The sequence below is a fragment of the Solimicrobium silvestre genome, from assembly GCF_002976435.1.
GTDB lineage: Bacteria > Pseudomonadota > Gammaproteobacteria > Burkholderiales > Burkholderiaceae_D > Solimicrobium > Solimicrobium silvestre.
In genome coordinates, this window is record NZ_PUGF01000001.1 from 34,362 (window position 1) to 52,268 (window position 17,907).

General features: G+C 47.0%; 18 protein-coding genes and 1 riboswitch. Of the genes, 10 read left to right on the forward strand and 8 right to left on the reverse strand.

Going from position 1 to position 17,907, the window contains the following annotated elements:
* Positions 1-416: 416 nt before the first annotated feature.
* Entirely contained in the window at positions 417-1,256 is an 840-nt protein-coding gene (locus tag S2091_RS00145) for an N-acetylmuramoyl-L-alanine amidase (protein ID WP_105529759.1), read from the reverse strand.
* 189 nt (positions 1,257-1,445) lie between these two features.
* On the opposite strand from S2091_RS00145, the gene S2091_RS00150 reads away from it, so the two are divergent.
* Positions 1,446-2,444, forward strand: coding sequence for a M14 family metallopeptidase (locus S2091_RS00150; protein WP_105529760.1), 999 nt, complete (start codon positions 1,446-1,448; stop codon positions 2,442-2,444).
* A gap of 7 nt (positions 2,445-2,451) precedes the next feature.
* Positions 2,452-4,158: an ABC transporter substrate-binding protein gene (locus S2091_RS00155; protein WP_105529761.1), complete on the forward strand. Its 1,707-nt coding sequence runs from the start codon at positions 2,452-2,454 to the stop codon at positions 4,156-4,158.
* A 10-nt stretch (positions 4,159-4,168) separates the two neighbouring features.
* On the opposite strand, the gene S2091_RS00160 is transcribed toward S2091_RS00155, so the two are convergent.
* From S2091_RS00160 to S2091_RS00185, 6 genes are all read right to left on the reverse strand, one after another.
* Positions 4,169-5,050: an N-acetylmuramic acid 6-phosphate etherase gene (locus S2091_RS00160; RefSeq protein ID WP_105529762.1), complete on the reverse strand. Its 882-nt coding sequence runs from the start codon at positions 5,048-5,050 to the stop codon at positions 4,169-4,171.
* Positions 5,051-5,256: 206 nt separating this feature from the next.
* Positions 5,257-5,919, reverse strand: a complete 663-nt coding sequence (gene ribB / locus S2091_RS00165) for a 3,4-dihydroxy-2-butanone-4-phosphate synthase (protein ID WP_105529763.1) — start codon at positions 5,917-5,919, stop codon at positions 5,257-5,259.
* Positions 5,920-6,034: 115 nt separating this feature from the next.
* Positions 6,035-6,220, reverse strand: a riboswitch (FMN riboswitch).
* Positions 6,221-6,322: 102 nt separating this feature from the next.
* A complete protein-coding gene (locus S2091_RS00170) occupies positions 6,323-7,591 on the reverse strand; it encodes a type II toxin-antitoxin system HipA family toxin (protein ID WP_105529764.1) in 1,269 nt (422 codons plus the stop codon).
* A complete protein-coding gene (locus S2091_RS00175) occupies positions 7,588-7,881 on the reverse strand; it encodes a helix-turn-helix domain-containing protein (protein WP_133166834.1) in 294 nt (97 codons plus the stop codon). Before S2091_RS00175 ends, S2091_RS00170 begins: the two co-directional genes overlap by 4 nt.
* A 97-nt stretch (positions 7,882-7,978) precedes the next feature.
* Positions 7,979-9,259, reverse strand: coding sequence for a cytochrome c (locus S2091_RS00180; protein ID WP_105529766.1), 1,281 nt, complete (start codon positions 9,257-9,259; stop codon positions 7,979-7,981).
* Entirely contained in the window at positions 9,256-10,056 is an 801-nt protein-coding gene (locus S2091_RS00185) for a c-type cytochrome (RefSeq protein ID WP_243405250.1), read from the reverse strand. Before S2091_RS00185 ends, S2091_RS00180 begins: the two co-directional genes overlap by 4 nt.
* 134 nt (positions 10,057-10,190) lie before the next feature.
* Between S2091_RS00185 and S2091_RS00190 the strand changes: the two genes are divergently transcribed.
* The 5 genes from S2091_RS00190 to S2091_RS00210 all read left to right on the forward strand — a co-directional run bounded on the left by S2091_RS00190 (position 10,191) and on the right by S2091_RS00210 (position 14,865).
* Positions 10,191-11,105 carry a metallophosphoesterase family protein gene (locus tag S2091_RS00190; protein WP_165794866.1) on the forward strand — a complete coding sequence of 305 codons (915 nt, stop codon included), beginning with the start codon at positions 10,191-10,193 and terminating at the stop codon, positions 11,103-11,105.
* Between the two features lie 148 nt (positions 11,106-11,253).
* Positions 11,254-12,213 (forward strand): LysR family transcriptional regulator, encoded by a 960-nt coding sequence (locus S2091_RS00195; RefSeq protein ID WP_105530159.1) that lies wholly within the window; start codon positions 11,254-11,256, stop codon positions 12,211-12,213.
* Between the two features lie 168 nt (positions 12,214-12,381).
* Positions 12,382-13,065 (forward strand): hypothetical protein, encoded by a 684-nt coding sequence (locus S2091_RS00200; RefSeq protein WP_133166835.1) that lies wholly within the window; start codon positions 12,382-12,384, stop codon positions 13,063-13,065.
* A 23-nt stretch (positions 13,066-13,088) separates the two neighbouring features.
* A complete protein-coding gene (locus S2091_RS00205; protein WP_105529769.1) occupies positions 13,089-14,369 on the forward strand; it encodes an SGNH/GDSL hydrolase family protein in 1,281 nt (426 codons plus the stop codon).
* 100 nt (positions 14,370-14,469) lie between these two features.
* Positions 14,470-14,865, forward strand: a complete 396-nt coding sequence (locus S2091_RS00210; protein WP_105529770.1) for a DoxX family protein — start codon at positions 14,470-14,472, stop codon at positions 14,863-14,865.
* Positions 14,866-14,950: 85 nt separating this feature from the next.
* On the opposite strand, the gene tcdA is transcribed toward S2091_RS00210, so the two are convergent.
* Positions 14,951-15,742: a tRNA cyclic N6-threonylcarbamoyladenosine(37) synthase TcdA gene (gene tcdA / locus S2091_RS00215; RefSeq protein WP_105529771.1), complete on the reverse strand. Its 792-nt coding sequence runs from the start codon at positions 15,740-15,742 to the stop codon at positions 14,951-14,953.
* 69 nt (positions 15,743-15,811) lie between these two features.
* On the opposite strand from tcdA, the gene S2091_RS00220 reads away from it, so the two are divergent.
* The 3 genes from S2091_RS00220 to S2091_RS00230 all read left to right on the forward strand — a co-directional run bounded on the left by S2091_RS00220 (position 15,812) and on the right by S2091_RS00230 (position 17,861).
* Positions 15,812-16,342, forward strand: a complete 531-nt coding sequence (locus S2091_RS00220) for a hemerythrin domain-containing protein (RefSeq protein ID WP_105529772.1) — start codon at positions 15,812-15,814, stop codon at positions 16,340-16,342.
* Positions 16,343-16,361: 19 nt separating this feature from the next.
* Positions 16,362-16,997 carry a pyridoxamine 5'-phosphate oxidase gene (gene pdxH / locus S2091_RS00225; RefSeq protein ID WP_105529773.1) on the forward strand — a complete coding sequence of 212 codons (636 nt, stop codon included), beginning with the start codon at positions 16,362-16,364 and terminating at the stop codon, positions 16,995-16,997.
* 438 nt (positions 16,998-17,435) lie between these two features.
* Positions 17,436-17,861 (forward strand): hypothetical protein, encoded by a 426-nt coding sequence (locus S2091_RS00230; RefSeq protein ID WP_105529774.1) that lies wholly within the window; start codon positions 17,436-17,438, stop codon positions 17,859-17,861.
* The last annotated feature ends 46 nt before the right edge of the window (positions 17,862-17,907 follow it).

The following is a 17,907-nucleotide window of genomic DNA, read 5'->3' on the forward strand; positions in this document are numbered from 1 at the left end:
TTAATGCAGTGATATCGCCATATTATTTTTACAATTAAGCATAAATGGCTGATGAAATAACGATTATTCACCCACTTGCTAATTTTGGCTAAAAAATTTTAATAAATCATGCAATTCAAGCCTGAACATTAAATTAACTACAACACATTCAGACTATGTCCGCACGATGTTTTGGCATAACAAACAACAAAAAGCCGCCCTTCAAAAAATGTTAGGCGGCTTCTTATGTATAACGAGGAATTTACGAAAAGCACTAATACCGGTACTTATATTGATAATCCGCCGCACTTACCGGCGGATAAGACAAAGAAAAACCAACTTATCCGGCATTTTGCACAGCCCGGCAAAAAACGGATGGAAAACTCAGACAAAAAAGCTGCACTGTGCAAAGAGTTTTATTCAGCTTATTTTCAATATCAGAAATTTTTCTTTGATGTAATCACATCTAACAGTGCGGCTGTTTCAGCATCGGGAACTCCATCGTAATTAGCGGGACGATATTTCATTTGAAACGTACTCACTACATTACGAGTTGCTTGATCCAACTGTCCGGAAGGTGTCAGCTGGAAACCGTGTTCAATCAACTTGTTTTGGAACCAGATTAAATCGGGTAATTGTGCGTCATAGTCTATTTTTTTAAAACTGACTTGCTGTGCATCTGGCCAATTAATTAGACCAAGATCAGCCAAACGCACCCAAGGAAATAACGGCCCAGGGTCTTGTTTACGTTGCGGTGCAATATCGTTATGACCAAGAATATTTCCCGGCGCAATATCATGTCGTTTAACAATATCCTGAATTAACGGTATTAACGTATCGATCTGCTGTTCTGGAAAAGCGGCATAAACCCGCTCATCAGGAGTATCCACCCAACCCGGATTGACGATTTCAATACCGATAGAAGCTGAATTTAAATTAGAGAAGTTTTTCCAGGTACTAAGACCGGCATGGTAGGCTCGGGCGTTTTCTTCGACCAAAGAAAGAATACGCGGCTCAGCTTCATCCGTTACTAAATAATGGGCACTCACATCGCGATTAGTCAGTACATCAATAGAGGTCGGCAAATCAATCGCTGTGTAATGGATGATTAAAAATCGTACCCGACTATCTTGCGACACAGCACGATAAGTTTTGTCGATGACTGGTGCCGCAGAGGCACTGCCAACAGGTTTGTCGATGACGGATGCCGTAGTGGCACAGCCAACGCAGAGAATAAACAATGAGATTATGAGTAGCGCGCGTAGAGTTTTTTCCATAGATCACTTTCAATTGGTATTAAAGAAAGCCGAACAATTGCAATACAGCGGCCACATTGTCAGCGGATGAAAACAGTAATTTAAGATATATTGTCTTGAAATACGTTCCATCATAATGATTAATAAAAACACAAAATAATAGGAACCGATCAATGCAACTTAAGTCAAACTGCAATTTTTAAGGCGCTTATGTCGAATTTATTGGATAAAACTAACGTGCCAACACACCATTCGCATTACTTTAAAAGTAGCACCTACACCGCGCCAAAATCCGGCCCTGCCATCATCATTACCGGTGCAGTACATGGCAATGAAACTTGCGGGACGCAAGCCATTTTGCGGGTCATGCATGAAATCGAAACCGGACAACTACAGATTAAAGCCGGCATGGTCACCTTCGTGCCTATCGCCAATCCATTAGCGTATCAACGCGGTGAACGTAATGGCGAACGTAATTTGAATCGCAAGCTCATTCCCACCTCGGAGCCGGCTCAATTTGAAGACTATGTCGTCAATTGGCTTTGCCCTTTGCTGGCACAGCACGATGTTTTACTGGATTTACATTCGTTTAGAAGTGCTGGCCAGCCGTTTGTGCTGATTGGGCCAGAAAATAATAGCGGAGCGCTTGAACCTTTTCAGTACGCCGAAAAAGAACATGCCTTAGCCATCCGTCTCGGCGTACGACGTATGGTCGATGGCTGGCTAAGCACGTATGCAGACGGCGTTGCCCGTCGCAAAGCAGCGGCGACAGCCACAACAGCAGCTGCTCCCAATCATGACCCGCAATTTGGTATAGGCACGACCGAGTATATGCGTTCGATGGGAGGCTATGCCCTGACTCTGGAATGCGGCCAGCATAGCGATGCTTCCGCACCGGAAGTCGCATATCAGGCCATTTTAAATACCTTACGTCATATGGAAGTCCTCACAGGTGAAGCGCCGCAGCCAGCGCCGAAAATAGAGGCGATTCGCATGGTTGAGGTCGTAGACAAGTGCCATCCCGATGACAGTTTTAGCCGTCCCTGGTGCAGTTTTGATGCACTTAAAAAAGGGGATATTATTGGAAGCAGCCATAACGGCACTCCTGTTTTAGCCGCTTTTGATGGATATATTTTATTTCCTAGCGCGCAAGCAGAAGCCGGAGAAGAATGGTTTTATTTAGCGAAAGCGAGCAGCCGCTCAGTATGAACACACTATGAAACACCGTTTATTTTTAAGCTATGCGCTGAGTTTCAGCTTACTCAGCGCATTATTTTTGTCTAGCAGTTACGCACAAGCTCCAGTTAAAACCCTGCGCGTATTATTGGTCAGTTCCGAAGCGGCGCTAGATCCGGCGCAGGCGTCTGATTTGCAATCGATCTCCATTAATGAAAATATTTTTGACGCCATGCTGCGTTACGATTATTTAGCCCGTCCAGTCAAACTGCAGCCCAATACGTTAATCGCCATGCCGGAAATTAGCGACCATGGCACACGCTATGTGATGAAAATTAAACCGGGCATATTGTTCACACCCGATGCGGCATTTAAAGGCCAGGCACGTGAATTAACCGCTCAGGATTATGTATATAGCTTACAGCGCTTGCTGGACCCAACTATCAAATCACCGTGGCGTTATTTAGTCGAAAATAAATTCGACGACAAGCAAGGCATCGTGGCGCTGGATCGCTACACGTTGCAACTACGTTTAAAAAAGCCCGATCCGCATTTTTTATTCCAACTCGCCATGCCCGCCACCGCTGCCGTAGCGCGAGAAGTGGTGGAAGCGTATCCCGGACAAGCCGGCAATCATCCGATCGGTACCGGGCCATTCAAAATGGGGCAATGGCAACGTAGTTTTAAGATTGAACTGCTGGCAAATCCGGCATATCACGGCCAGTTTTCCACCTCGGCGCTTGACTCGGAAATAGCCCGCAACCTGCTGGGTAAAAAACTGCCGCGCGTAGACCGGGTGGAAGTCATCATCATGGAAGAACATCAGTCACGGGTGCTGGGATTTATGCGTGGCGAAGTCGATTATCTTGAGCAAATTCCGCCGCCCTTATCCGGCATGATGCTGATCGACGGTAAACTAAAACCAGAACTCATCAAGCAGGGAATCCAGTTATCGCTCTTTTCACCACTGCAAACCTATTACATGTGGATGAATATGGAAGACCCCGTTATCGGCGGCTATAGTCTGGAAAAAATCGCCTTACGCCGCGCCATTGCTATGAGCTACAACAGTGAGGAAGATATTCGCTTGCTGGAGCAAGGTTTGGCAATTCCGGCCCAAACTCCCTTACCTCCGAATGTGCTCGGCTATGACGCCAGCTATCGTAGCCCGGTTGCGTTTGATGTTCCGCTGGCAAATGCCTTGCTAGATAAATTTGGCTATCAACAGCGTGATGCAGAAGGCTATCGCAAACTGCCCAACGGTCAGCCACTACATTTAATAATGCATTCACTGGCCTCTATTACCGGACGTTTGCGTGATGAGGTCTGGCGTAAAAACCTGGATGCAATCGGAATTCGGATCAGCTTTAAAACCGATAAGCAGGCTGAAATTTTACGTGCCGCACGGCAAGGCAAAGTACAGATGACCGAAGCCAATTGGATCGCTGATTTTCCGGATGGCGATAATTTTTACCAGCTGCTATACGGCCCCAACAGTACAGCTGCCAACTACGCGCACTTTAATCTGCCAGCCTACAACCAGTTGTATTTACAATCCAGCGCACTGGCTGACTCACCAGAACGCCTGCGCATATATCACGACATGGCGCAACTGATTCATGCCTACTCACCGTGGGTAATTCGGATTCATCCGTTGTCGGCCGACGTTATTCAACCTTGGCTTAAAAATTATCAACGGCATCCAGTGGAATTTACTAATTGGCGTTATTTGGATGTGGTGCGCTAGGAAAACAAACTCACAGCTTCAGCGCCAGCCGCACATTACCATTCGCCTCCGCCAATCGTTTTTTGGCTGCGCTTATCGATTCATTTTTTTGAAGAGCCACAATAGCCACTTTAATTTCAAAATCGCACTCATGTAGCATGTTGTTGGCGGTGCTTGCATCACAATCACAAGCAAGCATGGTCAGGTGAATGGCACGCAGGTGCAGCTTGGCGTTATTTGGCTTTAAATCCACCATCAAGTTACCGTAAGTTTTGTTTAAGCGGATCATCAGCGCGCTAGAAAAACTGTTGAGCGCTATTTTTTGAGCGGTACCCGCTTTGAGCCGGGTACTTCCTGAAATTAATTCACTGCCCGTTTCAAGAACTATGCCAATTTCGGCCAACAGCGCCAGCGGTGTGTTGATGTTGTTGACAATGCCGACGGTGAGCGCACCTTTTTCTTTCGCTGCGTGCAAAGCGCCCATCACATACGGCGTACTGCCGGAAGCGGCCAGCAGCAAGACCACATCAAGCTCGGAAACAGCATTCGCTTCAATATCGAGTGCGCCTTGCAGTGCATCATCTTCTGCGCCTTCCACGGCCACAAACATGGCGGAATGTCCACCCGCCAAGAGCCCAACGGCACGCTCAATCGGCCATGAAAAAGTAGGCTGCAACTCCACACTATCAAGCACACCCAATCGCCCGGAAGTACCTGCACCGACATAAATTAACCGCCCGCCCAGCTCCATGCGCGGCACACTGGCGGCAACGGCTTGCGCAATCTGCGCGCTGGAAGCCTGTACTGCATACACAGCATTAAGTTGATCTTCCACAAAAACGTCGATCAGTTTTTCTACGCTATACAAATCAAGCTCAGAATGCTGTTGATTGGGGGATTCGGTAGTTGGCATCATGTTTCCCATTGGATCGTAGGTAACCAGATTAGCGAATGAAACACGCTGGTGTCTCATAACCTGCAGTAATGATGAACGCTTTAAGCGGTATTGGGAAATGAAATTTTACACGCTTATGCTGATGTATTTATCAAGAAAAACTCTGAAAAATAAAGCACTCAAGAGCTGCCTGACAACTATGCTGTGCAGGCGGCTTAACCCAATTAACCGAGCTGCTGTTGACGATACTTGGCTAACTCATCAATCGACAACATCACCAAATCGTGAATAACGGCATAGTCTTTGATCTGATCCCCTTTAGCCATACTGCCATCCGGATTCATTAGTTCACACAATACGGCAGCCGGCATCAACCCGGCCATTTGCGCCAGATCAACTGAACCTTCGGTATGCCCACGCCGTTCCAACACGCCGCCCGATGCTGCTCTGAGTGGAAAAACGTGGCCTGGTCGTGCCAAATGTTCCGGTTGTGCGTCAGAGGCAATCGCAGCAAAAATCGTAGTGACTCGGTCTGCGGCAGAAACGCCGGTGGTGACGCCGACACTAGCTTCGATACTGACGGTAAATGCGGTGCCGTATCGACTATTGTTGCTACTGACCATTGGGGGCAATTGCAATTGCTGTAGTTTTTCATCAGTCAGACACAGGCAGACGATGCCGCTGCCATCGCGGATTAGTCTGGCCATACCCGCCGTATTGATTTTTTCTGCGGCAAAAATTAAATCGGCTTCATTTTCACGATCAAAATCGTCCATGAGTAAAACCGGACGACCGAGTCGCAAATCGGATAAAGCGCGTTCTAAACGCTGTGTGAATGGTGTGGTAAGCGAGGTAATTGAGTTTGTTGCTTGAATAGTGCTATGCATAGATGAAACGCTCCGGCAAAAAAAGAATGTGCAAAAGACGTTTCAGGGGGAGTAATGGGATCTCAATAGCCAAACGCAAGCGCCCACATTGGCAAAGCCAGTGGGTACTTATGTGGCGCATCTTCTCTCATCCGGACTATGACCGTCGGCCCTGGAATCACACCAGATCTGCTGACCTTGCACAACCAATTCCAAGCTGAGGAATAAGCATCAATACAAGCGCTCGCGGGCTTGTTCAGTCATAAAAAGCTATGCTGAATTTACCGCCGGTGGGGAATTTCGCCCCGCCCTGAAGACGTACTACCTACCGAATTATTCGGCTTGGCGATTATACCGAAAATTGCATTTTCCTTCTGCGCTCCAATTTTTCGCCGCTTACAACGGCTATGCTTAAGAGCTAAATTCAAGAGCTGAATATTTTTCTTACTCCAGCCAACGCTTCTTCAATACGTTCAGCCGATTCTAAAGAAACACCGTATTTGGCAGAGTACTGATGCCATCTTTTTACAGCTTCAAACACTTGCTCAATAATTTCATTCGCACGCTTTGTTTTGATCGCAAACGCAGCGGCCAACCTCAACAGACTTTTCCTATCTGGCTTGCCACTACCCGATACAGCCGTCGTATGTTCAGCCCCCATCCCCGTGCTAAAAGTTAAGTCGTAACCCGGGGCCAGCCGCCAACCACTGTCCGTATGCAGCATGGCAAAATTTTTTCCATGATCGTCCTGGTTGTGTGCCAAAGTGTTAAAGCAAGCAAGTCTGAATGCCCTTTCAACTTCTACTGCATTTTGTGTAAATCCTTGGGTGACACCTAAAACGATTTCATAATCTAAGGACGGAATTCGGTAATCTGCATACAAGATGGCATCCAGCGCAATGACATGCAATTTCCGATTACCGATGCGGTCAAAACGGCGCACCGCGAAAAAATAATCGTCGGCATCAATGCCCGGCTTAACGTTGATTTTTGGTACCCTAATTAATTCTGTCTCCGGCATTTCTATGCCAGCCGCTACGGCCATATCGGCATAAGCCATTTCAATGCGCCCCATGTCGACGGGATCGTCAGCGCCCCTAAACTTAATCATCCAGTGTTCGTACCCTTCTGGAATAGTGTTAAATCCAGACAGTATTTCAGTGTTATTTTTTGAACGTGCCACAGTCACTTTAGGACGAGCTCCGCCGGGCGAGCCGCCTTGAATACGCAGTTGGGTTAGTACATCCGTTTGCGTACCACTGACTACCTCATCAACTGACTTAAGTATGGCTGCCAAATTAACTTGATTAGTAATTGCCAGTTCAATGGCAGGATGATATTCCAATGCGCCCATTGCCCTGGTTCCAATATAGGCCAAACGATCCAGTGGCAATATCTCGTTCGGGCTCCAGCCATGCTGACGTTTAAATTCACGATCCATCAGGAGCAAGCCCCATCCGTCGGGCAAACTAGCCGCGAATGCGCCGTGCAATCCATGAAACAGCGGATGCGCTGCGGTTTGTGGCAAAGCGGTGAATGCAAGGCTGTTGGGAGCAAGGTCAAATCCTGTCGACAACCAGCTTGCATCGTATTGAAATGTAATTTCCCCGCGACTTGGGCCTTCGTGCAACCGACCGACTGTCAATCCGTTATATTTCACAACTAATTGCTTAACATGAGGCAGGTCATTCATTTAGTACCTCTCTGCCGCTTGGATTGTGCCAGCTGATCGATAGACTTGATTGGTTTTGCGACGAACAGATTGCCGATATCTTCAACTGCATCTAGGGCAATCGCAATTGCGATTAATTGTGCGGTGCCTATCTGCCCGGTAGTTTCAAATCGTTTTAAGGTACTTAAAGGAACTCCGGATCGGGTGCAAACGGATTCCCTTGATAGATTTTGAACGAGCCGCATCGCTTTGGCTCTTTCACCAATCTGTTGAAGAATACGTCCCGGCGGGTTAAATTTAATGGATATCATATAAGCCATTATATACAAATATACCAATTAATGGCCATTATAATGTCCTTTATAACTTATCGGCAGGACTATCCCCTCATCCATTCGCCGCACAGCGCTAGTGACTAGCCTGCCCCCGATACCGATCTACCTCGGAACTGATCAGTAAACTCCCCTGATTGCCCCAGCTATTGCGCACAAAATTCGCCACATCGGCAATCTCTTGGCTACTTAAAATCTGTGCAAATGGCGGCATGCCGAACGGTTCTGGATTATGTTGGGTAGAAGGTGAAAAGCCACCGTTTAAAATGATGCGGGTGATATTTGTGGTGGATGCCAAGTTCACTAAACGACTACCCGCCAATGCGGGGTAAGCAGGTGCTGCGCCCTTACCGTTGGCTTGATGACATTCCACGCAATTCTCTTTATAAATTTTTTCACCTCGCGCCATCGTCACAGCCAACTCGCGCTCAGTTACTTTTTCCGATTCAATGCGTTGATCTTTTTTCTGTTGCGATTTCAAATACACTGCCATCGCTTGAATATCGCTTGCCTCCAAATACTGCAAGCTTTCTTTCACGACTTCCGTCATCAAACCATAGACGCGGCCATCTTCTGAAACACCACTCTGCATACGTTGTACTAAGCGATCGACAGGAATATCCACATGACCCGATTCGGCATTAGAGATTAACGATGTTGCGTACCAATTCAACTCTGGAATTTCAGCACCAGCTAACGCAGCACCGACACTTCCACCCAATGAATTACGCGCGGTGTGGCAGGTTGCGCAATGCCCCAAACCCTGCACCAGATATGCACCCCGATTCCATTCGGCGCTTTGCTGTGGATCAGCCTGATAAACCTGCGGAGTAAAATACAAAGCGCGCCAAAACAATAACAAGCTACGTTGATTAAATGGGAAAGCTAATTCATGCTCCCGATTGACTTGCGACACAGCAGGTAAGCTCTGCAACGCGGCAAACATCGCATCCGAATCAGCACGACTTACCTTGGTATATTCCGTGTAAGGAAATGCGGGATACAACAAACGTCCATCACGGCCTTTACCGTCATGTAATGCGCGCCAAAATTCGTCCGGGCTCCATGCGCCTATACCGGTTTTTACATCAGAGGTAATGTTGGGTGTATAGAATTGGCCAAACGTGGTCGGCAACATGCGTCCGCCGGAAAATTCTGCTGCGCCGCGTGCAGTATGGCAAGCCATGCAATTTCCTGCTTTAAGCAAATAACTGCCACGCTGAATTTGCTGTGCAGCGCTTTCTGCAACATTGACCGACGGATAAATGTGAGCGGTATCGCGCCCGCCAATGACATACGCGCTGATCACAAAAAAAGCCAGCAAGGTCACTATAAATGCAGCGATTAGTCGTTTCATTTCGCCACCTCGCTATTAACAATATCAACACTTTTTACACTTGATACGCTGCCGCATTTTAACGGCATCAGGTTCGGTAACGAAGTCGCCGGTTGGTCACCGCTACTAATTTTTTGTGCAGATAACCATGTCGCGACCGAATTAATATCCTCGCTCGACAAATGCTGTGCAATCTCAGCCATACAGTCAGGCGCAGCATTGCGCCGAGTACCATTCCGCATGGCGCCAAATTGGGCATTAATATAATCGCGTGGCAAACCTAATAAACCCGGAATGAAAGGTGCAACACCCAGTAACGCCGTGCCGTGGCAAGCAACGCACGCAGGTATATTTTTAGCCGGATCGCCTTGATGAATCAATACTTGGCCGCGCTCGAATAACGCCGGTGTCACGGCGGTAGAAGCAAGCGGCGCATAAGCGGGATGTTGTTCGGAAAAATATTGGGCGATTTTTTTTATGTAGTCGTCTGACAGCGGATCTAATAAATTCGTCATGGCCGTGTAGTTACGACGCCCATCGCGGAAGTTTTGTAACTGATGATATAAATAACCGGCAGGTTTGCCAGCAATGCGCGGATAGTAGGCATCACTACCTACTTTGTCTTGCGGAGTATGGCAAATAACGCAGGCTTTTACGCGTTCTGCCATCGTATCTGGAGCCACAGCTTGCCCCGTTTCATAGGCCGAAGCAGGAGCAGTAACAACATTAAACAAACTGAACAACGCCATGACTAGCAGCGGTTTTATCTTGCTTATTTGGCTTCTTTTGCTTATTTTTCTATAGCGGTTATTTGACATGGTAAATTCTTAGCCGGTCTTCGGAAGAACCTATTATCCTAGATTCAAACGCAAGTCAGTAATAATTTAGCACTTATAATAGTCCATCATTTATTAATGCCATGATCTTGCTTGCCCATTACCTTGGAACTCGTATGTATAAATCACTTCTTCCCCTCGCTTTATTAGCAAGCACTTTAATCGCTCACGCCAACACCGCTCCCACAACGCCATCAACGGAATCACGCGACGCAACTATTACCGTTTATGCGGCTGGCGACATTGCTGACTGTCGCACCAAAAAATCTACGGCGCGTTCAATCGCCACTGCCACATTAATCAACGCAGGCATTGCAGATGATCCACAGGCGATTGTACTCACCATGGGCGACCATACTTACCCGGTTGGAGTGCAAGCTGAATTTGAAACCTGTTACCAGCCTAGCTGGGGGAAATTTAAAGATCGCACTTATCCCAGCCCTGGTAACCACGAATATTACAGCCCCAATGGAATTGGGTATTACCAGTATTTTGGCGAAGCCGCAGGGTCACAGCGGCAGTCGTATTACAGCGTAAATAAAGGCGCCTGGCATATCATTTCTTTAAACAGCAATTTAAATAAAGAAGATTTACAAACGCAACTAGACTGGTTGGCGCAAGACCTCAAAAAAAATCGCTCTGCTTGTACTTTGGCGTATTGGCATCATCCCGTTTATAGCTCTGGCTTACATGGCAATAACAAGCACATGAAACCGGTATGGGAGATGTTAATGGCAGCTAAAGCCGATGTGATTTTATCCGGACATGATCATCATTATGAACGCTTCGCCTTGCAAAATAGCCAAGGTGATGAAGATATCCAAACCGGCATCAGGGAATTTATAGTTGGCACTGGCGGCGCAAAGCTCGCACCGGTTTTCTGGAAAAAATCGAACAGTGAAATAGTAAATACAAATACCAATGGCGTCTTAAAACTACTCTTAAAAAAGCAAGGGTATGAATGGCAGTTTTTGCCAATCGAAGGTAGCTCATTTACAGATCAAGGTAGTACTGCTTGCCATAGTAAATAAGGACGCTATGAATGCAACACTCCTCTTGCCTGTACATTGCTGATGCTTGTACATTCTATAGTGCTGCATTGATCGGTTGAATCCGCCGACAAAACGAGACATCACTGAAGTGATATTAAAATTACATGGATGCCCTAACAAAAAAACCGTGCTACTTTCTGCTTTCAATTTAAACCTGCTCCGCTCGCTAGACGTGTTAATTGAAACACGTAATCTGACCACTGCAGCCAAAGTGCTAGGACTGACGCAATCAACATTAAGCCGGCAGCTGGTTCAACTGCGCGAACAAACCGGCGATCCTTTGTTGATACGGGAAGGGCAACGTTTTTTGCTAACCCAGAAAGCCGAAGCGCTACGCGGGCCGCTTAAAAACATATTAGCGAATATGGAAACGCTGCTGGACACCCCGCACTTTGATCCCGCGCAGTGCGCACGCCAGTTTTCGATTTGCGGATCAGACTATATTGCGGATCATATGTTGCCGGAGCTCGTGCGCAATCTAGCATCGCAGGCACCGCAGCTTCGTATCGTATTGCGCATGTGGGAACCCGGGCACTACCGCCTTCTTGCCGACGAAGGGGTTGATCTGGTCCCCACCATTGCGGACATGATTCCCGATAATTTGTATGGACGCTCACTGGGGGAAGATAAAGCTGTCTGTGTCATGCGTACTAACCATCCCCTCGCAAAAAACAGCAAGCTCAGTCTTCAGGACTATGTGGATAGTCCTCACATTAGCATCGCGGGTGGCAGTGACAAAAATAGTCTGGTCGATCAGGCGCTGGGAAGACAAGGCTTGAAACGCGATATTCGATTGAACGTTCCTTTCTACGCCGCGGCTTTAAAACTGCTTATCGACAACGACCTATTGCTGACTATTCCTGTACATATCGCCATCGCACTGGCGCGCAATTCCGCTATCGTCTGGCAACCTTTGCCGTTTGACGTGGCTCCATACCGTTACTGGCTGCTCTGGCATGCACGTAACCATCACGATCCGGCTCATCAATGGTTTCGCAATCAGGTAGTCGAAGTATTGAATCATTCCATGTATGGCGTGACTAAATTCAATGCAATTAGCGACGATTTAATTCAGCCTCCGCGCTGACTTACTCACTAATTCACTACTAACTCGCAGGTATGCCATCCGCGCATACCCACTATGCGCCGTCTTGCGTTGTTCCCAAATCTTTATTACTTTAGACTTCGGCCATCACTGAATGCGCGCATTACGTGAACTTGGCACTGTCATGTTGAACTTAAAAAGAAGGAACAAATGATGATGATTACGCGGCGCGTGTTTGATCAATTCTTCTATTTCCGCATGGCGCTGCTGCTTGCTGCAATCGTCATCTACGGTTTTAGTCATACCGTTGATGGCAGCCTGATTCATCCCATCAATCCGCCACCAGCTATTTTCTATGTACATGCCAGCGTATTTGCATCGTGGGTAGTGCTACTCATCGTGCAAACCGGACTGGCTCGATCTAATAACGTCGCACTCCACCGTCGTTTGGGATGGTTCGGCATATTCCTTGGCGGTGTTATTCCCGTACTCGGTGTCTCGACGGCGATAACCAGCCAGCAGGAAGCGACCAGCCATCTATTTTTCGCCATTTCGCTGAACGATATGATCCTTTTTACGATCGCGTTCTGGCTTGCCATCTATTGGCGAAAAAAACCGGAATACCACAAGCGCCTTATGTTGATCGCTACCTGCTGTTTGATGGGTGCCGCGATAGCGCGGTTTCCGGAGGTCCCTGGCATACCCTGGGCATACGGAGGTGTTGATCTGTTGATACTGCTTGGTGCTTTGCGCGATGTTGTCGTGTCGCGAAAAGTACATGTCGTCTTCCGTTACGCACTGCCATGTGTCATTGCCGGGCAGGTATTTGCACTTTATTTGGCCACAGATCCGTCGCCAGTTTGGGCGGCGCTGCTTCAGATTGTTTTTAAATAAATTATTTTAAAAAGGACTGTCTCATGAATCGCTCTACGTTTATACACCGCGCCGTTGTTATGATGTTTGGCCTGATGTTCGGTTTGATAGGGGCCATAACACTTTGCTGGTCGAGCACCGACAACCACTGGGTCGTTACTTGGTCAGCTGTAGCGGACCAGGCAGGGCCAGCGTTGCGCGGCGCGACCATCCGCCAGGTCGTTCATACCAGTATTGGCGGATCGAATGTACGGATACGCCTGTCTAATTTATTTGGCACCGGGCCAATCACGATCGAATCGGCACATCTCGCCTTGCATGCGACCGGTTCAGCAATTCAGGCTGGTAGTGATCACCCATTGACCTTCCAAGGAGTATCCACGCTAAAAATCGCAAAAGGCGAATCGGCATTAAGTGATCCGATAAGCATGCCCGTAACGGCACTGCAAGAATTGGCGATCAGCCTGTATCTGCCGGCTAATAACGGCCCCTCGACGATCCACGGTGTCGGCATGGAAACTGCCTATATCAAACGCGGCAGCGATATGACGGCAGCGATCAGTTTAGCTTCCGCCAAAACGGATGAGAGCCATTATTTTCTAACGAATGTCGAGGTTACAGGCACTGACACGGCGGGCGTTATCGTCGCGATTGGGGATTCAATTGCCGACGGCGTAGGATCAACTATGGATGCCGGAAACAGATGGTCGGATGTACTGGCATCCCGTCTGCAAAAAGATCCTGCGCTGAAATCGGTTGCCGTAGCCAATACTGGTATCGCTGGCAATCGTATACTGCAGGACGCCGCAGATCCATTCAGGGGGCAAAGTGCGCTGAATCGTTTTGATCCCGATGCGTTAAGTATGCCCGGCGTGCGTTGGATTATTCTCGATATGGGCCTCAACGACATTGGCGCCGCAAGTTTGCTGGGAACAGCCAAGGCCAAAGTATCGTCCCAACAAATTATCGAAGGCATGCAAACGTTAATTACTCGTGCGCACGAAAAAAATATCAAAATAATCGGTACAACGGTGACGCCTTTTTCTGGCGTTCATTTTGGATCGGGCAAGCATCCCTATTATTCCAGCGCGGGAGAAGCAAAGCGTCAGGAAGTAAATACATGGATACGTAGCGCGCATGCATTCGATGCGGTAGCCGATTTTGATCAGGTGCTGCGCGACCCCGATCATCCTGAAAAAATTCGGCCAGCATACGATAGTGGCGACCATCTGCACCCTAACGATGCCGGGCACAAAGCGTTAGCTGAGGCGATTGATTTACACATTTTTTCAGCATCAGGGTCAATCAAAGTCGCAATTCGATAATAGCCAACTTGCCAATGACAAACATAGAACTCGCCATATTTAGCCTTGCCCACACTACTCATGCAGCCAGATCATCACCCCACGCTTTGGAGAGAAATCAATGAATACCCTGTTTCACAAACTGAACCCGTATTTCAATCTTGCAGCACGCATCCTGATGTCCTTGATATTTGTGGTGTCAGGATTCGGAAAAATCAACGAATATGCCGGCACGCAAGGTTTTATGCAATCTCTCGGCATACCGGGCGCATTGTTACCGCTCGTTATAGTCGTTGAATTCGGTGGCGGTTTGGCTTTATTGCTTGGGCTCCAGACACGCCTGGCCGCGTTTCTATTGGCCGGCTTTGCATTACTGGCCGGCAGCATTGTTCATTTCCATCCAAACGATCAAGAAAGCATGATTGTATTCATGGACAATCTCGCGATCATCGGCGGCCTGCTGCTGTTCGCTCAATACGGTGGAGGCGCATTTTCGCTCGATAAGCTCAGGAAATAATGAGCGCATGCGCAGTAGGCTATCCAGAGCCATCGACAACGTAACTAATGGCCTTCTTGGTGGAATATACAGTGTAATTAAATAGTTAAAGTCCCGCCAATTTACGCAACACAAAAGCGGTGGCCTGCATTCCAAACGATGCGGTCACCACCATTGCAGAGCCAAAACCTGCACAGTTCAAACCGGTGATTCCATCTTCTGTGGCAGCAGCGTCAACCACATCATCCACTGCGCAGCTAGCGTCAGGAAATTTTAACGGCTCCATCGAAAACACGGCATCAATTCCAAATTTATTCTTGGTGCCGCGTGGGAAGCCGTAATTTTGCCGCAAACGTTTTCTGACTAAAGAAAGCAGCGGCTCTTGCTCGGTACGGCACAAGTCACGTATCTCAATCCGGCTTGGATCAATTTGACCACCTGCTCCGCCTATCGTCACAACAGGAATCGCTTCCGCCCGACAAAACGCCAGCAACGCGGTTTTTGCTTTTACGCTATCAATGGCGTCCACGACATAATCAAACTGAGGCGCTTTAATCATTTCCGGTAAATTTTCCGGGGTAATAAAATCTTCCACCTGAATCACTTGGCAGGATGGATTGATTTGCGCAATCCGTTCCGCCAACGCAGTCACTTTGGCCTGCCCCAAGGTACTAGTTAAGGCTTGAATTTGACGGTTAATATTCGATTCGGCCACGTTATCTAAATCAATTAACGTGATTTTGCCAATGGCACTTCGCGCCAACGCTTCCACCACCCAGGACCCAACACCGCCAACGCCCACCACGCACACATGCGCCGCTTTAAACTTAGCCAATCCGTCTGCGCCATATAAACGAGCAATACCGCCAAAACGACGCTCAAAATCCATTTCTTCCATATTTAGTGCTTTGTAAAGTGTATTAGGTGCGCTATTTTAACGGACAAGCATCCACTCTTAAAAAAAACCATGACACCTTTATTTGACAGCGCACCGGGATTTGATCAGCCTTTAGCCGTTTTGAAGCATTGCCACACCCGAATTCGTAAACAATTATCAACACTATCCAAATTACCCGCACATTTACAAAAAAACGGCGCAGATATTGAGGCACAACAAGCCGCATTTGCGGTAATACGTTATTTTACGCAAGGCGCACCTAATCATCATCTGGACGAAGAACACGATTTAATCCCGATGTTAACCGGCTGCGCACAAGGCGATGATGCCAATTTATTACAGCAATTACTGCCTGAAATTTTAAAAGAACATCAACAAATGGATGCAATCTGGCAGGAACTACTGCCACAGTTAAACGTAATACAACAGGGCGTTATCGCCCAACTAAATGAAGAACTAATCAAGCAATGGAGCACACTTTATTTAGCCCATATGGACAAAGAAGAACAGCACATCGCGCCAATGGCAATGCGACTTTTTAGTAGCGAACAAATGCAGCAATTAGGCAATGCGATGCAAGCACGCCGACTAACGATTTAAATTCAATCAGGACAAAATCATGACATTAGCCAATATACGCACCGATTATCAACGCGCCAGCCTATCTGAAGAGCAAGTGGATGCCGACCCGATCAAGCAATTCTCCATCTGGTTTCAAGAAGCTTTAGACGCAAAAGTGGCCGAACCCAATGCGATGAGTTTAGCCACGGTGAATCAACAAGGCCGCCCATCGTCACGTATCGTTTTAATCAAGGAATTGGATCAGCGCGGCATTACCTGGTACACCCATTACACCAGCCGCAAAGGAGAAGAGCTCGCGACAAATCCCCATGCCGCGCTACTGTTTTTTTGGTCAGAACTAGAACGCCAGGTACGCATTGAAGGGCGGGTTGAAAAAGTAACCGCTCTGGAAAATGACACCTATTTCAACAGCCGGCCACTCGCCAGCCGTCTCGGTGCCCTGGCTTCAGAACAAAGTCAAGTTATAGCCAACCGTGCTTTGCTTGATGAGCGGGTAGAAAAAATTACCGCCCAATATGGCGATCAAGTACCACGCCCAGAGCATTGGGGTGGCTACCGCCTGGTACCGGATTACCTGGAATTTTGGCAAGGCCGCAGCTCGCGCTTGCATGACCGGATTGCGTATGAGAAAAATGCCGATGGTGTTTGGTTGCGCAGTCGCTTACAACCATAATGTGGAATTGCATTTTATATTTTGAAAGTTTAAATAAATTTTTTTAGTATTTTATTAACGAAAAAAATCGCATCAATCACTGTGCAAGACAGTGTTTCAAACTACTATTTAAAGAAATAAAAAAATTGAATCGAATTTAATTGCAAGCTGTTGAATTGAATGATTAATTCTATAACGCAATTAAATTCGAGCTGAAATCTCACAAGATTTTTTCTTTTAATTTTTTTACTTCATATAAATTTTCAATTATTCAAACAACGAATAAATCTTTAAATTGAACCCTGTGCGCATGCTGTTAAATCGCACACGAACTATTTCTTTCAAGCTCCAATTCCTGAGCAGTTGATGTTTCTGTGATACTCACAAGGGTAGTATATTGCTCTTCAAAAAAGCAGATGGAAATTCTTGTTATTGTAGGGAGAAAATCAAAGGAAAATCATGAATAAGCTATTTGTATTTTCATTCTTAAGCGCGCTATCGCTGTCCTCTCTAGCGCAAACTTCCAACGTAGAAACTATTACCATGACCGCTGATAAAGAGGGGATGTTACGTGCACAAAAATATACTATGTTACCCGACGAGTTTTATAACTTTGTAGGTACATATGAACTTTCAAATGGTATGACACTATCTTTGTATAGCAGAAGTAGTGAGATGTTTGCTCAATTGAATAACCAAGCCAGACTTCGCATCATTGCCACCGCATCGAACTCGTTTATATCTTTGGATAGACAGTTGAAAATGAGGATAGATTTAGATCAAAATGGCGAAGCAAGCGGTGAAGTATATATCCCCGTGCCGTCACCTGTTATTGCTAGCAGCGATAATGGTAATCAACAATTCAAAGTGCTTACCCTGCACTAAGTAATTTTTTGAAAGCCACAAAGATGAGCACATATTTTCGTGGGTT